14 protein-coding genes and 1 riboswitch are annotated in these 18,099 nt (G+C 39.7%); all 14 genes read left to right on the top strand.

Annotation, left to right across the window (positions count from 1 at the left end):
• Positions 1-23: 23 nt before the first annotated feature.
• The 14 genes from yihA (at position 24) to CHL1_RS10755 (ending at position 18,047) form a co-directional block, all read left to right on the top strand.
• On the top strand, positions 24-605 hold the full coding sequence (gene yihA, locus CHL1_RS10820) for a ribosome biogenesis GTP-binding protein YihA/YsxC (RefSeq protein ID WP_228883375.1): 582 nt from the start codon (positions 24-26) through the stop codon (positions 603-605).
• A gap of 132 nt (positions 606-737) precedes the next feature.
• Positions 738-1,682: a tRNA epoxyqueuosine(34) reductase QueG gene (queG, locus tag CHL1_RS10815; RefSeq protein ID WP_148636425.1), complete on the top strand. Its 945-nt coding sequence runs from the start codon at positions 738-740 to the stop codon at positions 1,680-1,682.
• A gap of 72 nt (positions 1,683-1,754) precedes the next feature.
• Positions 1,755-3,233 (top strand): glutamate--tRNA ligase, encoded by a 1,479-nt coding sequence (gltX, locus tag CHL1_RS10810; protein WP_250932850.1) that lies wholly within the window; start codon positions 1,755-1,757, stop codon positions 3,231-3,233.
• A gap of 25 nt (positions 3,234-3,258) precedes the next feature.
• On the top strand, positions 3,259-4,527 hold the full coding sequence (gene secD / locus CHL1_RS10805) for a protein translocase subunit SecD (protein WP_084633610.1): 1,269 nt from the start codon (positions 3,259-3,261) through the stop codon (positions 4,525-4,527).
• Between the two features lie 13 nt (positions 4,528-4,540).
• Positions 4,541-5,434 (top strand): protein translocase subunit SecF, encoded by an 894-nt coding sequence (gene secF / locus CHL1_RS10800; protein ID WP_250932848.1) that lies wholly within the window; start codon positions 4,541-4,543, stop codon positions 5,432-5,434.
• A 133-nt stretch (positions 5,435-5,567) separates the two neighbouring features.
• Positions 5,568-7,670 carry a single-stranded-DNA-specific exonuclease RecJ gene (gene recJ, locus CHL1_RS10795; protein ID WP_338078218.1) on the top strand — a complete coding sequence of 701 codons (2,103 nt, stop codon included), beginning with the start codon at positions 5,568-5,570 and terminating at the stop codon, positions 7,668-7,670.
• 14 nt (positions 7,671-7,684) lie between these two features.
• Positions 7,685-8,203, top strand: coding sequence for an adenine phosphoribosyltransferase (locus CHL1_RS10790; RefSeq protein ID WP_148636429.1), 519 nt, complete (start codon positions 7,685-7,687; stop codon positions 8,201-8,203).
• Positions 8,204-8,233: 30 nt separating this feature from the next.
• Positions 8,234-10,405 carry a RelA/SpoT family protein gene (locus CHL1_RS10785; RefSeq protein ID WP_250932846.1) on the top strand — a complete coding sequence of 724 codons (2,172 nt, stop codon included), beginning with the start codon at positions 8,234-8,236 and terminating at the stop codon, positions 10,403-10,405.
• A 9-nt stretch (positions 10,406-10,414) separates the two neighbouring features.
• Complete coding sequence (gene dtd, locus CHL1_RS10780) at positions 10,415-10,867, top strand: D-aminoacyl-tRNA deacylase (protein WP_250932844.1); 453 nt, start codon at positions 10,415-10,417, stop codon at positions 10,865-10,867.
• A 27-nt stretch (positions 10,868-10,894) separates the two neighbouring features.
• Entirely contained in the window at positions 10,895-11,524 is a 630-nt protein-coding gene (locus CHL1_RS10775) for an MBL fold metallo-hydrolase (RefSeq protein ID WP_250932842.1), read from the top strand.
• Positions 11,525-11,533: 9 nt separating this feature from the next.
• Complete coding sequence (gene hemZ, locus CHL1_RS10770) at positions 11,534-12,997, top strand: coproporphyrinogen dehydrogenase HemZ (RefSeq protein WP_250932838.1); 1,464 nt, start codon at positions 11,534-11,536, stop codon at positions 12,995-12,997.
• Between the two features lie 122 nt (positions 12,998-13,119).
• Positions 13,120-13,216: riboswitch (cyclic di-GMP riboswitch) on the top strand.
• A gap of 68 nt (positions 13,217-13,284) precedes the next feature.
• Positions 13,285-14,604 (top strand): nucleotide sugar dehydrogenase, encoded by a 1,320-nt coding sequence (locus CHL1_RS10765; RefSeq protein ID WP_250932836.1) that lies wholly within the window; start codon positions 13,285-13,287, stop codon positions 14,602-14,604.
• Between the two features lie 16 nt (positions 14,605-14,620).
• Positions 14,621-17,293, top strand: a complete 2,673-nt coding sequence (locus CHL1_RS10760; RefSeq protein ID WP_250932834.1) for a polysaccharide deacetylase family protein — start codon at positions 14,621-14,623, stop codon at positions 17,291-17,293.
• A gap of 103 nt (positions 17,294-17,396) precedes the next feature.
• Positions 17,397-18,047: a hypothetical protein gene (locus CHL1_RS10755; protein WP_250932832.1), complete on the top strand. Its 651-nt coding sequence runs from the start codon at positions 17,397-17,399 to the stop codon at positions 18,045-18,047.
• Positions 18,048-18,099: the final 52 nt, after the last annotated feature.

The following is an 18,099-nucleotide window of genomic DNA, read 5'->3' as shown; positions in this document are numbered from 1 at the left end:
ACTTTCAGAAAATGGAGAAAATAATGAAAGTAACAAAAGCGGAAATTGTCATCAGTGCTGTAGCAGAAGCACAGTATCCTGATGATAATCTGCCGGAAATAGTGCTACTGGGGCGTTCGAATGTTGGCAAATCAACGTTTGTCAACACCTTAATCGAACGGCGAAGCTTAGCACGAACCAGTTCCCAGCCGGGAAAAACCCAGACGATGAATTTTTATCGAATAAATGACGTGTTCTATTTTGTCGATATGCCTGGTTATGGCTATGCAAAAGCGTCCAAAACGGAACGTGAAAAATGGGGGAAGATGATTGAAAAATATCTTCGGAATCGTGAAAATGCGGTACTGATTTTTCAACTTATTGACTCTCGACATGAACCCTCAGAAGATGATTTATTAATGTATGAATGGCTGATCTATTATGATTTAAAACCTGTAATAATTGGCACCAAAGCCGACAAGCTGTCAAAAACGAATCAAAAAAAGGCAGTAAATCGTATTGCAAAATCACTGAATCTGAAGAAATCTGATGAGCTCATCCTATTTTCGGCAGAAACGAAATTGGGAAAAGACGAAGTATGGGAATGTATTCATAACGTATTATAATCAATTTTAGCTTCCTTTTGGAAGACTTAGGCTTAAAGACAAGCTTCGATCTTGTTACGGCTTAACCTTCTTTCAACAGGAAGCTTTTCCAGTTCTGTTAAAACAGTTCTGAGGCGATTTTATGAGGTTGGAATGACTGAAAAAATAATTCGAGTGCTGGCAGAACAAGCAGGTATTGATCTGATTGGTTTTTTTTCGGTGGAACCACTTAAGGAGTGTCTGCCTTATCTGATCAGGCGCCATCAAGAAGGGTTTTCCACAGGCTTTGAGGGTGGCGAACCAGAGGATCGAATTAATTATTTAAAAGCCTATCCTGATGCAAAAACGGGGATAGTTATTGGTATCAATAACTATCAGGCATTTGAAGAAGTGGCAGATGAGAAATATCGGGTTCAGCTCGCATCGGTTTCCTGGGGTGAAGATTATCATCGGGTACTGAAGCGACGAATGACGCAATTAATGGAGCGCATGAATGACATCCAACGGCAGACAGGAGGAGCACAAATACAGTATCGACTATTTGTTGACAATAGTCCACTGGTTGATCGGGGATCTGCATACCGTGCCGGGTTGGGCTTTTATGGCAAAAACAACTGTCTGATCAATGATCAATTGGGTTCTTTTTTCTTTATCGGACAAATATTGATTGACAGCGTCATTGTTTTTGAACCGCCACTACTGCCAGAAAATAGTTGTGGAACCTGTCGGCGCTGTCTTGATGCATGTCCCCATCAGGCTCTGGGCGAAGGGTTTAGTCTGGAGCCAACAAAATGCATTTCATATCTAACTCAAAAAAAATTCCTATCCACTGATGAAGAAGTGCGTTTAACAACGTATCTTTATGGTTGTGATCTCTGTCAAAAAGTCTGCCCCTATAATCAGGATCTTGAAGAAACCCAGGAAGAAGCCTTTTTAATTGACGCAGAAACTGCGTCTCCACCACTGGACGAAATATTGGCCCTGACAAAAAAGGAATTCAAAATTCGTTTTGAGAAAACTGCCAGTGGCTGGCGAGGAAAAAAAAGTTTAATCAGAAATGCCCGACTCATCAAAAAAAATAAAAAAATATATGATTAGTCGATAATAAAATGCTATAATAATTAAGTTAGAGAACTTTTTACATTTATTTTAATTAAACATGGAGGGAAAATGGTACGAGATCGCTTTGCACCGAGTCCAACTGGCAATGTCCATGTTGGAAGTTTGCGGACAGCACTGTATAATTACTTATATGCTAAGAAAATGGACGGAATGTTTTTGCTCCGTCTTGAGGATACAGATCAAACCCGGCTTGAACAGGGGGCAGTGGATAACCTGCTGGATGCACTGAATATGACCGGCGTGATTCCGGATGAAGGCTTAATAAAAGAAAATGATCGTGTGATTGAAAAAGGCCAGCATGGCCCCTATATTCAATCCCAACGTCTCGACATTTATAAAAAATACATCGAGTTGTTACTTAAACAGGGGCAGGCCTATTATTGTTTCTGCACCAAAGAACGACTGGAAGCGGTTAGATCTAGTCAGAAGGAAAAAGGCGAAACGCCTAAATATGACGGAAAGTGTCGAGAATTGTCGCAGGCTGAGATCGCTGCAAATCTTGAGGCCGGGCTGCCATATACCATCCGATTGAAATTACCGGAAAATCATGTGATTGTTTTTGATGATCTGGTGCGGGGTGTCATCGAGATGAATACCAATGATTTGGATGATCAGGTTTTATTAAAAGCGGATGGCTTTCCAACTTATCACATGGCGGTCGTTGTCGATGATCATCTGATGGCAATTACTCATGTCATTCGCGGGGAAGAATGGCTACCATCCACGCCTAAACACGTCTATCTGTATGAATGTCTGGGATGGGAAGCGCCGAAGTTTGTCCATTTACCTAATATCCTGAATGATGACCGTAAAAAGCTCAGTAAACGTCAGGGCGATGTTTCAGTCGGTGATTTTTTGGCAAAAGGTTATTTACCGCAGGCGCTTGTGAATTTTCTGGCACTTCTGGGCTGGAGCCCGGAGAATGAGCAGGAGATATTTTCAATGGAAGAATTGATCCAGGCATTTGACCTATCTCGAATTAACAAATCGGGAGCAGTTTTTGATCGGGCTAAGCTCAACTGGATGAATGCCCATTACATCAAAGAATTGCCATTGGAAGAATTGGTAGATCATTTGACACCATTTTTGGTTGCTGCCGGGTTGATTAAACAGGAAGAAGTCCCCCAAAAACAGGACTGGTTATCTAAAATTGCCGAGATTTTAAGAGATCGTATTGAGTATTTTGCTCAGGCGCCCCAGCAATTGGACATGATCTTTAAAAATGATTATGTCATTGAAGATGAGGAAGCATTGACATTATTGCGCGAAGAGTCGTCTAAACGGCTTTACGAGGCACTGATAAGAAAAATCGAAGCGACGGACGTTTTAGATGCAGCCCGGGGAAAAGCCATTCTAAAAGAAATTCAAAAAGAAGAAAAAATCAAGGGAAAAATGCTCTTTATGCCAAGTCGGATCATGATTACCGGTGAAATGCATGGTCCGGATCTTACATTAATTATGGATGTTCTGGGTAAAGATGAGGTTTTAAACCGCATCAAGTCAGCGGCGTCAATTATGCATTTATAAATAAATTCAACAAGGAGGAAAGTACATGAGTAAACAAAAAACGAATAGTCAGGCGAAAAGCGGAATGCTATTGATCCTGATTGCGCTGTTTATTGGATTGGTAGGATATGTACTCTTTAATGGGGTATCAGTAGGTGTTTATGACATTGGTAATGTCAGTCAAAACATCAACTACGGATTGGATTTAACCGGTGGGGTCAATGTCGTGCTGGAAGCCCAGGCAACGGATGATGAGGCGGTTACTGCAGAAAAAATTGAATCAGCCATGCTGACCATCCGGCAGCGAATTGATACATTAGGCGTTTCGGAACCGACAATTACCAAACAGGGCGATAACCGCATTCGGGTTTCCATTCCCTCGGTAAGCGATCAGGAAGAAGCCCTGGATCTGATTGGTAAAACAGCGCAGCTGGAATTTGTGGGGCCTGACGGAACCGTTATTTTGACGGGTAAAGACGTCGTGGATTCCAAAGGGGTTATGCAGACAGACAGCTCCGGATTGGAAAAAGCGGTTGTGACCTTAAAATTCAGCGAAGAAGGCACCAAGCTTTTTGCTGACGCAACCCAAAAATATATTGGTCAGGCAATTCAGATTAAACTCGATGACGAAATTATTTCATCACCTACTGTCAACGTCGCAATCACTAACGGTGAGGCCGTCATTGAAGGAATTGGCGACATCGAAGAAGCTGGCAATCTTGCTTCCCTTATTCGCGGCGGGGCACTGCCTGTCAAATTGGTGCCAATTGAAGTGCGAACGGTTGGCCCGACACTTGGTCAGAATTCCCTGGATAAAAGTATCTATGCCGGTATGATTGGGATTGCGCTGGTGCTCGTTTTTATGCTGATTTTCTACCGTGGACTGGGAATTATTGCTGATTTGGCGCTGATTATCTTTATCATTATTTTTATGATTATCTTAACAGCCCTTAACGTTACGCTGACACTGCCAGGTATTGCCGGACTGATTCTCACCATTGGGATGGCGGTGGATGCCAATGTAATTATTTTTGAGCGTATTAAAGAAGAAGCTCGGCTGGGAAAATCATTGCTTACAGCAATCGACAATGGTTTTTCAAGAGCGTTTTCGACAATCCTTGATTCCAATGTGACTACGTTGATTGCTGGTTTTGTGCTCTTCTTTTTAGGGAGTGGAAGCGTACAGGGATTTGCCGTGACATTGATTTTAGGTATTCTTGTGAGTATGTTTACAGCAGTTGTCATTACTAAACAGCTGGTCATTTTACTGGTAAAAACTGAATTGTTTAAAAGCAATTCGTTCTACGGAATATAGAGAGGAGACCATAATGAAAAAGAACATTCAAGTAGCCGAAAAAAGCAAAATATGGTTTGCCGTCTCGTTGATTTTAATTGCTATCAGTGTTGGTTCGTTGTTTATCAATGGACTCAATTTTGGTATTGACTTTATTGGTGGAACCATTGTTACCATTGAGTTAAACACACCTTTTGAAACCAGTGATGCCAAAGCGTTGATTGAAGAGTATGATTCCAGTGCTGATGTGACCTATGCCGGGGAAGCGAAGACGCAGGTGATTATTTCTACCAAAAAAGACTTATCCACTGAGGAACGACAGACGCTATTTTCAAAATTTCAGGAAAAATATAATTTAGAAGATACGGATTTGTTGTCGATTGACACGGTCAGTCCCTCAATTGGTGCAGAAATGGCTAACAGTGCCATGATTGCGGCAGTTGTCGCAGTATTACTGATGTTGGTGTACATTACATTCCGCTTTGAGTTTATGTTTGGCTTAGCCGCAGTCATCGCCTTAGTGCACGATCTGATCATTGTTTTAGGGGTCTATTCGATCTTCCAGATTCAAGTGAATTCACCACTGATTGCGGCAATGCTGACGATATTGGGATATTCCATCAATGATACCATCGTTGTTTTTGACCGCATTCGTGAAAATCGTCCTAAATTTGGGAAATACGATTATGCCAATTTAGTCGATGCCAGTGTCACCCAAACCTTGCGACGCAGTATCAATACTTCTTTTACCACCTTGTTGGCAATCGGAGCTTTATACGCCTTTGGGGTGCCAGCAGTTCAGGATTTTGCTCTGCCGTTAATGGTTGGGATTGTCAGTGGAACCTATTCATCTATCTTTATCGCCAGTGCCCTCTGGTGCAAAATTAAAGAATTTCAGGCCAGTAAAAGTGCGGCGGTTAAAAGTTAACAACGAACATATGAAATAAAACAAATAACAAAGCGTTTAGCGTCAAGGAGGTAGCTCCCTGACGCTTTCGTTTTAGGTGTCTGATCTTTAGTACGGACTACAGTAAATCATACAATTCAATCTTGAGGTGAATATGTCAGTAAAAACACAATGGATACAAAGAAAAAGTAAGCACAGTCATTTAAGTGTGTCCGAAAATGAAAGTTTGATAAATCAAATGATAAAGGATTTCAAATTAACAAAACGCACAGCTGAAATACTGATTAGTCGGGGGATGACATCAATTGAGGAAACCCGGCGTTATCTTAATCCTTCGCTGGCTGATCTTCATGATCCGTTTCTGTTTAACGCGATGGAGAAAGTAGTAAATCGAATTGCAAAAGCAAAAGCGGCAAACGAAAAAGTATGTTTGTATGGCGATTATGATGCAGATGGCACGATTGGAGTATCGATCCTTTACAGTTTTTTAAAAAGTCATAAATTCAATGTTTCCTACTTTATTCCCAATCGACTGATCACCGGTTATGGACTTCATATTGATCCGCTGCAAAACTTAATTGATGAAGCGGTGGGGCTTCTGATTACTGTCGATAATGGGATTTCCGCCAATGACCAGATTGATTTTTGTAATCAGTACAATCTGGATGTAATTATAACCGATCACCATGAATGTCAAGGAACGCTTCCGGCAGCATTTGGAATTATCAACCCTAAGGTGCCAGGAGAAAATTATCCATTTAAGGAACTATGTGGTGCTGGGGTGGCTTTTAAACTTGTTCAGGCGATCAGTACGAGGCTCGGATTAGATTTCGATTTGCAGAATGCGATTGAATGCGTTGCATTAGCCACAGTAGCAGACCTGGTTCCACTTCAGAATGAGAATCGAATTCTGGTTGCCATGGGACTACATTACCTTAATTCGAATCACAAAAATCCTGGAATTCGGGCATTGATTGAAGTAAGTGAGTTGGCCCAGGTGAAAGCCTGGCATTTTGGTTTTGTGCTGGGTCCCAAGATTAATGCAGCAGGGCGATTAGGAGAGGCACATCACATTGTTGACTTACTCACTGGACATGATCCAGCTAGATTGATGGAATTGGCTAAATTTTTAAGTGATGAAAACCGGAAACGCCAGAATCTTGAATCAACCATTCTGGATGCAGCACTTGCTCAGGTTGAATCCCAGGAGCTATATAAAAATGATATTATAATCGTCATTGGAGAAAACTGGCACTCGGGTGTTATTGGGATTGTTGCCAGTCGGATTCAGGAAAAGTATTATAATCCTGTGATTGTCGTTAGTATCGCTGATAGAAAGGGGAAAGCTTCCTGTCGCAGTGTGGAAGGATTTAATATTTTCGAAGCCTTACACTCTTGCAGTGAGTTATTTACCAGTTATGGTGGCCACGATCAAGCAGCCGGTTTTAGTATCGATGCTGAGAATCTCGCCCAGATGACCAAGAAAATTATTGAATACGGACACCTTACAGAAATAAAAAAACATCTGATCAAAAAAATTCCCTACGATGCGATTATTGATGAGACGGAAATCACCTGGAATCTTTTTAATGACTGCTCACATTTTGAACCGTGTGGTCTGGGAAATCCCGGCGTGCAATTTGTCCTCAACCGTCCAGATATTATTTCGATGAGAACCATGGGAAAAGAAAATAATCATTTGCGGCTGAGTTTGAGTAATGATGTTAGCGGAGTCGGTTTTGGGTTTGGCGAGTTTTTGACCAATCGCCCCGAATTAAGCGCAAATGGTTTCCGGGGAGTGGAGTTTATTTGTCGCCTGGATGTCAACGAGTATCGAGGGAATAAAACTTTGCAATTGGTATTAAAAGACATCCGCCAAAATCCCATCTGGGATTTTGACATGGCGATGTTTTTGGTGAAGTTCATCGTTCAATCGGTGAATCCCAAAATAGAAATTAAGTTGCAGTCTTATGGAATTGATCCGTATGAAATGCGAATGCAGCGGGAGACCGTAAAATGCGTTTATCTGGTCCTGAAAAAATCGGGAGAAGTTGGGGTATCTGTACAAAACCCAAATAGCACAAAATTGTCGCCATTTCATTTTTTAATGGCATGCGAAATACTTCGAGAAGCAGGATTAATTGTATACCGATTAAAAAACGGGCTGGTTTTTTCGAAAATTATAGAAACACAGGAAAAAAAGGATATTCAAAACACGCAACTAATGATAAAATTAGAAAAAATGATTTGTGATTGAAAAGGGAGATTAAGATGGATTTAAAAGAAAACATTGGTATTTACGAAGATTTTCCCAAGGAAGGGATTAGTTTTAAAGATATAAACAGTCTGATTTTAAACCCAAAGGCTTTTGCACATGTCATTGACGAAATGACGAAGGTGGCAAAAGCCCTTGATGCAAATATAATTGTAATTCCTGAAGCTAGAGGTTATATTTTTGGTACACCATTGGCATACTTGATTGGTGCTGGTCTGGTGCCCGTTCGAAAGCCCGGAAAATTACCTGGTGAGGTTTCATCTGAAGCTTATGATCTTGAATATGGATCAAATATTGTCGAAATCCAAAAAAACGCCATCAAGCCGGGAGATCGGGTTATTATTGTGGATGATTTACTGGCAACCGGGGGAACGATGATGGCAGCTACTAAATTGATCGAAAATCTTGGTGGGGAAATTTCGGGCATTATCACCTTGATTGAACTGACTGAATTGGGGGGGCGTGAGCTTCTTAAGAATTATTTTGTACACTCGATTGTGACCTACCCCTACTAAAGACTACTCATTAATAAAGGCAGAAACGATATGGATAATGATGCAATAAGAGGAAAAATTGACAATGTAATAAATCTGGTTAAAGCAAACAATCCAGATGCTCAAACGGATATGATCGTTAAAGCCTATGATCTGGCCCGGGAAGCACATAAAGATCAGAAACGTCTTTCTGGAGAAGACTATGTAATTCATCCGGTTTCTGTTGCTTATATTTTGGCTGAAATGCAAATGGATACGGAAACAATTGTGGCCGCTATTTTGCACGATGTTATTGAAGACACAATCTATTCATATGATTATATTAAAGAAGAATTCAATCAAAATATTGCGGATCTGGTGGAGGGGGTTACAAAAATTGGGCGGATTGGTTTCCAGTCTAAAGAAGAAAGCCAGGCGGAAAACCTCCGTAAAATGATTTTGGCTATGTCCAAAGATATTCGGGTCATTTTGATCAAGCTGGTTGACCGGCTTCACAACATGCGAACTTTGGAATACATGCGGGAAGCTAAACAGATTGAGAAAGCCAAAGAAACGTTGGATATCTATGCACCTTTGGCAAATCGACTGGGAATTTCTACCATCAAGTGGGAACTGGAGGATTTGGCACTAAAATATCTGGATCCGGAAGGATACTACGATTTAGTTCAAAAAATCAAAATTAAGAAAAGCGCCCGGGAAGCCTATATTGCTGATGTAATTGAAGTGTTATCCAAAGAAATCGAAAAGGTTGGTACCCATGCTGAGATTTATGGGCGGTCTAAACATTTTTACAGTATCTACCGAAAAATGAAAAGCCAAAACCGCAGCTTCGATGAAATCTACGATTTGATTGCCGTTCGGGTTATTGTTGATTCGTTAAAAGACTGTTATGGGGTGCTGGGCGTGGTTCATTCACAATGGACGCCCATCCCAGGACGTTTTAAAGACTATATTGCCATGCCTAAACCAAATCTCTATCAGTCCATTCATACAACGGTAATGGGACCCAAAGGAGAACCCTTCGAAATTCAAATTCGTACCAGAGAAATGCACGAAACTGCAGAATATGGAATCGCTGCCCACTGGAAATATAAAGAAGGACGAATGGATGCCAAGGACAATAAGTATGAGGTTCAAATGTCCTGGCTTCGGCAAATGCTTGAACTCCAGCGGGATTCTGAAGACGCCGGAGAATTGGTGGAAACCATTAAGGTTGATCTTCTCAATGAAGAGGTCTATGTTTTTTCGCCAAAAGGCGCAGTGGTTCCGTTGCCGGCAGGATCATGTCCCCTGGATTTTGCCTACCGAATTCACAGTGATATCGGAAACAGCTGTGTCGGGGCTCGGGTCAATAATAAAATTGTTCCACTGAATAGTCCCTTGAAGAGCGGAGACATCGTGGAAGTCATGACTTCCAAGAATTCAAATGGTCCCAGTAGAGATTGGCTGACCTTTGTTAAAAGTCCTCATGCCCGGAATAAAATCAAGCAATATTTCAAAAAAGAGGAAAAAGACGAGAACATCCAAAAGGGCCGAAGTATTTTGGAGCGTGAAATCAAACGAGAGGGCTTGCAACACTCGAATTTGTTAAATTTAAATAATCTAGAGGTTCTGGCTGAAAAGTGCAGTTATAAGAGCCTCAACGATTTTTATGCTGCTATTGGCTATAATGGGATAAAAATTGGAACTGTTTTTCAAAAGATGAAACTGCTGTTTCCTAAGGAATTTCCTGAAGAAGTTGAAGAGATCGTCTTAAAAAAACCGACCAAAGATCCAAAGAAATCCAGTAGTACAGTGATTGTTGCGGGACATAACGAAATTGATGTCCACTTTGCCAAATGTTGTAATCCGGTGCCTGGCGATAAAATTGTAGGATATATCACAAAAGGCCGGGGGATCTCAGTTCATCGGGCGGATTGTTCCAATGTTCTTAATCTCACGGATCCCAACCGGATTGTCGAAGTAGAGTGGAATAAATACGGTACCGGATCATTTACAGCAGAAATACACATAAAAGCCAAAGAATCACCGGGTACGATTATTCAAATTTCGAAAACATTTCTGGATATGGGCATTCCGGTGACAGCTCTGAATGCGAAAAATGAGAAAAATGAATATGACTTTTTTTCGGCCACGCTCGAGGTAAAAAGCCGTCGGGAATTAAATTTGCTGATTAAGAATTTGAACAAGATAAAAGAAATTACACAGATTTACCGAGTATAAGGAGTAGTTATGCGGGCAGTAATACAGCGGGTGACCGCATCAGAAGTACGGATCAACAATGAAACAGTGGGAAAAATTGGCCATGGACTCAATGTACTTCTGGGCATTAAAGATGATGATGCCGAGGCAGATATGGACTATATCATAAATAAGTTGGTTAACCTGAGAATATTTGAAGATGAAGATGGCAAAATGAATCGCTCCATTCTCGATGAAGAAGGTGAATTGTTAGTAGTCTCACAGTTTACTCTCTACGGTGATTGTCGTAAGGGCAGACGGCCAGGCTTTACCCGAAGTGGGCCAGTAGATGTTGCAGAAAAAAAATATGCCATTTTTGTTGATAAATTAAAACTTCAACCAATTAAAAAAATTGAGACGGGTGTTTTTCAGGCTGAAATGGAAGTATTGATTGTCAACGATGGCCCGGTTACCCTGTTATTAGATAGTGAAAAAGTTTTTTAAATTGATTAAATAGATAAGGAAAGCAATATGGAAGTAATCAAAAAATCTCTGGGACAAATGGGCACAAATTGTTACGTGGTTTGGGATGAGAACACACTGGAAGCGGCGGTGGTTGATCCCGGATTTGAGGATCAACAAATTGGTGACATCATTAATGACAATAAACTCAAAGTAAAATACATTCTGCTGACACATGGTCATTTCGATCATCTTGGTGGCGTTAATCAGATTAAGCAATTAACTGGAGCTAAGGTTCTGATTCACGAAAATGATGCGGATTGTCTTGTGGATCCGAAACGAAACCTCTCAGCATTGGCTGGAATCGACATGGTACTGGCGCCAGCTGATGGATATTTAAACGAAAATGAAACAATCACAATAGGAGAGATTGTTATCCGCACAATACATACACCTGGTCACTCAAAGGGAGGGGTCTGTTTCTTGGCAGACGGTCAGCTCATAGCTGGAGATACTCTTTTTAACACTTCAATCGGCCGAACGGACTTTGCAGACGGCGACTTAAGTGAGTTACTCAATGCGATTGAGATGAAACTGTTTATCCTTGATGATGCAACCATTGTACTACCGGGACATGGTGGGAATACGACCATTGGGTACGAAAAAATGCACAATCCTTTTTTAAAGGGGCGTTTCTAGGAGGGGCCAATGAGAGTGCTTCGCTTTGATCTGGAACGGCCAGAATTAGAATATTATTTTCATGAATTATATCAGGCCTTCGATCCGGGTGTAAAAAATGTCTTGACAGGAAAAGCAGATGGTGTATTAGTTGAGAAAACCGAAGGAACACAAGTTGTGCTAACTTTGACATGGGAAGGTGGTAAAGCACTAACTCGAACCTATCAATTCAATAACAGCGTCGAACCCCTTGAAAATAGCCTTTATAAGGGGTTTCTTTATGATTTTCTATCTGAGTACTTTGAAAAAAGGCTGCAATGGGGAACATTAACCGGTATTAAACCAGTAAAAATGGTACAGAAATATTACAAACAGGGTAGGACGACAACCCAAATAAGAAATAGATTCAGGGATTATTATCGTGTCAGCAATGACCGCACCGATCTTTTGCTTCAGATTTCAAAAACACAAGCCAGCCTCATTCCCAGTGAACAGGTTAGTGAGGCGAATCGCCTTATTAGTATATACGTAGGAATTCCTCTCTGTCCCTCTAAATGTGACTATTGCTCCTTTGTGTCCACGATTGTCGATAAAAAGGGTGAAAATTTGCAGCGATATCTGGATCATTTACTTATTGAAATTAAAAAAACAGGGGAAGTTCTAAAGGCTTCCAATTTGCAAATTGACACCTTGTATATCGGTGGCGGCACACCAACCGTGTTAAGTGCCGATCAATTGGAACAGCTGATGTCAGTACTTGAGGGTAGCTTTAATTTATCGCAGTTGAGGGAATATACTCTGGAAGCAGGGCGAGCCGAAACGATTAATCAGGAAAAGCTGGAAGTAGCAAAAAATTATAAGGTAGATCGCATTTGTCTGAATCCGCAGTCTATGAATCCGCAAACGTTACTCAGTGTTGGACGGCCATGGGAAGCGGGACTTCTCGAACAACAGGTGGCATTAATTAAGTCAATCGGGTTTAAAACCTTGAACATGGATCTAATTGCCGGACTGGGAAATGAAACACCAGCAGATTTTTTACGATCCCTGGAAGCCGTTCTTGCCCTGGATCCTCAAAACATCACAATCCATAATTTGTCGATTAAAAAAGGCTCTCGATTAAAAGATCAAAACGGGATTGTTGTTAACGAGGGCTATGGTGAAGATTTTTATCAATCGGTAAAAAAACGCTTGGCTGCAGAAGGTTTCGATCCCTATTATCTGTATCGACTAAAATATACTCGGGGCAACAGTGAAAATGTCGGGTATGCCAAGCGGGGGCATGAAGGAATTTATAACATTTTAATGATGGCTGAGTGCCAGTCAACTCTAGGTATTGGGGCTGGAGCAACGGGAAACCTCTATGATCCAGTGACCGATAATATCTCCAAGGTTTTTACGGTAAAAGATGTGAAAACTTATAATGAACGGTTTGAGGAGATTGTGGAGAAGAAACTCTCAGGATACAAAAATTATATGTGTCTATTTTACTAGATTGAAATCTTCCGATGATTATGACTTTAGAAAGATAAAATTCAACGTAAAATGCAACAATAATGTTGACAAAACCGATACAACTGTGTTAAAGTTTGAATGTATTTGAGACATCTAAATATAGACACTAAAGGCAAATTTGACGAAAGTTAGAGACGCAAAGCACAGAGTCTAAGGTAAGCATATTTTTGTGTATACTATGATCGTCTAGCTACCAGAGTTTTGGTAGCTTTTTTTTGTACCATTTATTATTCCAAAAATGTTCTAATTTCAAAGTGAGGTTTAAAATGAGCTTATATGAAGATCTGTGTAGTAAAAAAGAAAAAGTGCTTGTTATCGGACTTGGTTATGTTGGAATACCACTAGCAATCGAATTCGCACAAAAGACAGCGACAATCGGTTTTGACATTGATAAGAATAAAATTGAATTATACAAACGGGGGATTGATTCAACAGATGAAGTTGGTAATGAAGCGATAAGTAAAACAAGCCTCATATTTACCGATGATGAAAAATCCATTGAAGAGGCAAGTTTTATCATAATTACCGTCCCTACGCCCATCTATCTTGACAAAAGACCAGATTTGAATCCCGTCATTGAAGCAAGTAAAATGGTAGGCAGACACATTAAAAAGGGATCTATAGTTGTATACGAATCAACGGTTTATCCAGGCGTGACTGAAGATATTTGCATTCCGATTTTATGCCAGGAATCGGGACTGACAATTGGAAAGGATTTTTTTGTTGGCTATTCGCCAGAACGGATTAATCCTGGAGATAAAGCCCACCGCGTCAAAAATATTCCTAAAATTGTTTCTGGAATCGATGCGTATACGTGTCAAGAAATAGCGAAAGTATACAAGTTGGTCATTGAAGCAGATATTTTTGAGGCAGATTCGATTAAGGTTGCAGAAGCAGCGAAGATAGCAGAAAATGCGCAAAGAGACATTAACATCGCTTTTATGAACGAGTTGGCAATGATATTTGATCATATGAACATTAATACAAAGGAAGTCATAAATGCAATGAATACAAAGTGGAATGCATTGAATTTTCACCCAGGCCTCGTTGGCGGTCATTGCATCGGAGTAGATCCGTACTATTTTATATATGAAGCTGAGAAATTGGGATATAGCTCGCAAATTATATCTGCAGGTCGTAAGATAAATGATGATATGAGTAAATTTCTGGTCGATACAATTATTAAACAATTAATCAGGGCGGATATAAACATCAAGACAGCAAATGTTTATATTATGGGGATTACTTTTAAAGAAAATTGTAAAGATTTAAGAAATTCAAAAGTAATGGACATCGTCAATCAATTAAACGATTATAACATTAAACCACAAATCTGTGATCCGGTTGCAGATGCGGCAGAAGTGTACAAAACTTTCAATCAGCAAATGGTTGAAATTGAAAAAGTTCACGAAGCTGATTGTATTATTTTTGCAGTCGCCCATGATCAGTTTAAAAAGCTCTCGTTAGTTGATGTCGGGAAAATGTATCAACATGTTAAAATGAAGCCGAAAGTAATTATTGATATAAAAAGTTTGTTTAATAAAAATGAGGCTGAATACCTTGGTTTTCAGTACTGGAATCTCTAAAATAGGAGTATCGGGTTTGAAAAAATTAAGAATTGCGGGTAATGGCATCAAAATTGTAGGATTAGCGCTTTTATTGATTATTTTGTTTACAACGATTTTTTATTTACTGTTTAGAAACTCAAATAATTTGATTGAAGAAATGATTGTTAACAAAATTCAGTATAATGCTTCGAAAGAAATTGATGAAGCATTGATCAAATTGAATACTGAAAAGAAGAAAGCCACCATTATTTCGGGGGTAGAAACAAATGAAAATATCATCGCATTGACATTTGACGGACTCACTGATCGCGAGACAATGAAAGAGATTTTCAAATTAATGAATGACAGTAGTTCAAAGGCAACTTTCTTTGTACCAGGTATTGAAGCGGCAGAAGACAGTGACACTGTAAAATTGATTACTGAAAATCATCAAAAATTTGGCAACTATACTTTATCTGCTTCTAAAGAAATTCTTAACGATAGTCAGGAAGAGCAAATTAAAGATTTGTGCAGGACAAATGTTATTTTAAAAACCATTTTGGGAATACAACCGACGCTACTAAAATGTAATACAATTAACTATAATGATGCTATTTTAGAGTCCGCATATGCCAGTAATCTTAATCAGGTGGTAGCTGCAAATGAATATCTTAATTATCAGAGTTTTACGTCATATGAAATGACAAATAATTATATAAAGAACCTTAAAAAAGGTAGCATCGTGACCATAAAATTGGACGGTGTATTGGATGAAAATGAATACTCCGAAGCAAGTCAACCGCAACCTCCAGCTATCGATAAAGCGCCAACCGATACTGGTATTCAATCTGAATCATTAACTGAAGAACAAAAATTGCTTCAGGTCATCGGGTGGGTTTTAAAAGCTTTAAACGAGAATAAGGTAAAAACAATCTACGTTGAAGAACTCGGATTGGTTTCGACGGCTACTGGACAACCCCAGAATCAATTTGCGACGACTCAGGCATCAGCTTTTATCGGAACAGCAATTGTAAAAAGTTCGAGCACCCTCATTTCGGACAATGGCAGTAAAATAAAAACAGATCCCATTGATTATCCTGATTTTCAAACAATGATTAAAGCAAATGATGGTAAAAAGGCCGACGTGGTCGATCACTTGTATACTTCAGAAAGAGGGGTTGTTTTTACTTTTAGAGGATTGAGTAATGATCTGGTGCTAGAAAAAGTGCTGGATCAGTTAGATATGATAGGCGATGTTAAAGCAACCTTCTTCGTTACTGCTGATGAAATTGAGAAATATCCGGAACGAGTCAGAAAAATAATTGAAAGAGGGCACGATGTCGGTAATGGCGGAGTTACTCAGGATTCACGTTTACAGAGTCTGACGACGGAAGAAATATGTAAAGAAATTTATAAATGTGACGTACTATTAAAGAAAATAGGTATCGAGACGAATAACTATATGCCGGGCTATGGCTACTCTGAAGGTAATATCAGAGAAGCTGTTTCCGCGATCAATGAAGGTGATAAAGAATTTAACTTGATTACTTATTCTGTATCGATGGTGAGAAACTCATTTGCGGGAATGAACTCACAGGAAATCCTTGAGTCATGCCTGCCTGTTCATGTCTATAAATCACTAAAACGTGGTGATATTGCCTATTTTCGTATGGATTCAACTGTTTTTGGTGAAAATGATGATATGATTGCTGAGCTGGTTGATCAGCTTGCAGCAAAATATGTCTTTAATGGGTACGTTGCGGTTTGTATCGAAAGTACTGAAGATGAGTCAATTTATGAAACAATTCAGATTCCGCTGGACTTTAAGATTTTGCCATTAATGCAGATGATCAATACATATGAAAATGCAGACTCCGGACAACTTGGTTTGTATGCGATTCAGGAACCGAGTGACGAAGTTGAAACAGACAAGGTCAGTCAAGAAGTTGCAACAAAAATGATTTATTCTGATTACATTGGAAACCCAAGTGTGTCTGGTTCAAATCTCAAGGGATTCACCGATACAACTGGTATTGATATCAGTGGCAAAGTTGATACCGATGGAAAAAATGTTGTATTCCTGACATTTGATGACTGGGGAGGCGATCCAGTGGTGATGTCCATTCTGGATGTCCTGGAAAAACATCAGGTTGAGGCTTCGTTCTTTATTATTGCCAAAAATGTTGATGTTGATCAGGAACAATTACCAGAGGATGAACAAATAAGTCCCAATCCCAATCTGCTTCGCGAAATGGCGCTTCGTGGACATGATATTGGCAGCCACAATTATTTCCACATGGAGATCGATATTGATGATGATAGCAACGAAAAGGAAGCGCTTCAGACGGAGTTAGTTAAAAGTAATCAGGCTTTATCCAGAATAGTTGGTGATGTTACTAAGGATGATTTATTCTTTAGACCGCCTACCCTAGCCGTTTCCAAAGCGGGGTTACAAACAGTATTTGAATGTGGCTTTCAAAAGAGTATTAGCGGCGATTTCTCGGTTCACGACTATGATTGTACTAGTCCTGAAGAAGTATATAATACGCTGGTATATGGGAATGGAACCTATAATATCGAAGCTGGAAGCATTGCGGTGCTTCATATAAATGATCAGAGTGGTTTTACGGCAGAAGGACTTGACTTGTTTTTGACGGAAAATGAACAGAAGCCTGAAAATGAACGGTACACATTTGCTAAATTGAGTGATTACCTGAGTAATAAATAGGTGTATGTTTTACGGAAGTGCGTTAGAAAATAATCAGAAATGAGATTGTTTAAATGATTTTTCAAAAAAAGACCAGAAGAAAAAACGTAACTATGTTGATATCTTGACCCATGAAAATGGCGATAGACGATTACTATCAAATGTACCTGATGTTGAAGCAGTTCGAAACAACGTTGATCGTCGAGGAGAAAAAATATTTGGCGACGGCAAGGATATTCAATTGCTTTATGAAGGGAAAAAAGGTGGTACTCGTTACCAGGTGGATTTTAAAGCGGTGTTGATTTGCGTTAAAAATAACCTCAAAAAAACTATTCACTGTCAGGTAAAAGACATTTCAACAACAGGCTTGTCGGTGTTACTTTCAACAGAAGAGAGTAAACTCATAAAGGAGGCTGAGTATTATTTTTTAAAGTTTGAGATTTTGCCTGGGTCAATGCCCGAAGGCTACGAAATGAAAGTAAATATCAAGGCGAAAGCTGTCAGAAAGCGTGTGCTTGACCAAGAGGACGCTGTTCTATGCGGGATGGAATTTGAAATTACCCTTGCCGAATATGCCAGTAAAAAGAAAGATCGTTATTCATTAGTCGTTGCAAGTGCATTGTTGTTGACCGTGACTCTTATTATTGTATTGATGCGTGCGGAGAGTGTGATCTATTTTAAATTTAATAAATCACTGTATCTTTATAGCATCATCGCAGCCGTTTTTTTGCTAAGTCGATATTTTTTGGGATATTATACAAGCAAGTCCCTATAAATCCTGATTTTACACCCGGAGTCACCATAATTGTGCCTTGTTTCAATGAAGA

It is taken from the genome of Acetobacterium wieringae, from assembly GCF_023700225.1.
GTDB classification, from domain to species: Bacteria; Bacillota; Clostridia; order Eubacteriales; family Eubacteriaceae; genus Acetobacterium; species Acetobacterium wieringae.
Note: the sequence above shows the minus strand (reverse complement) of the source record. Positions and strands in the feature narration are given on the sequence as shown.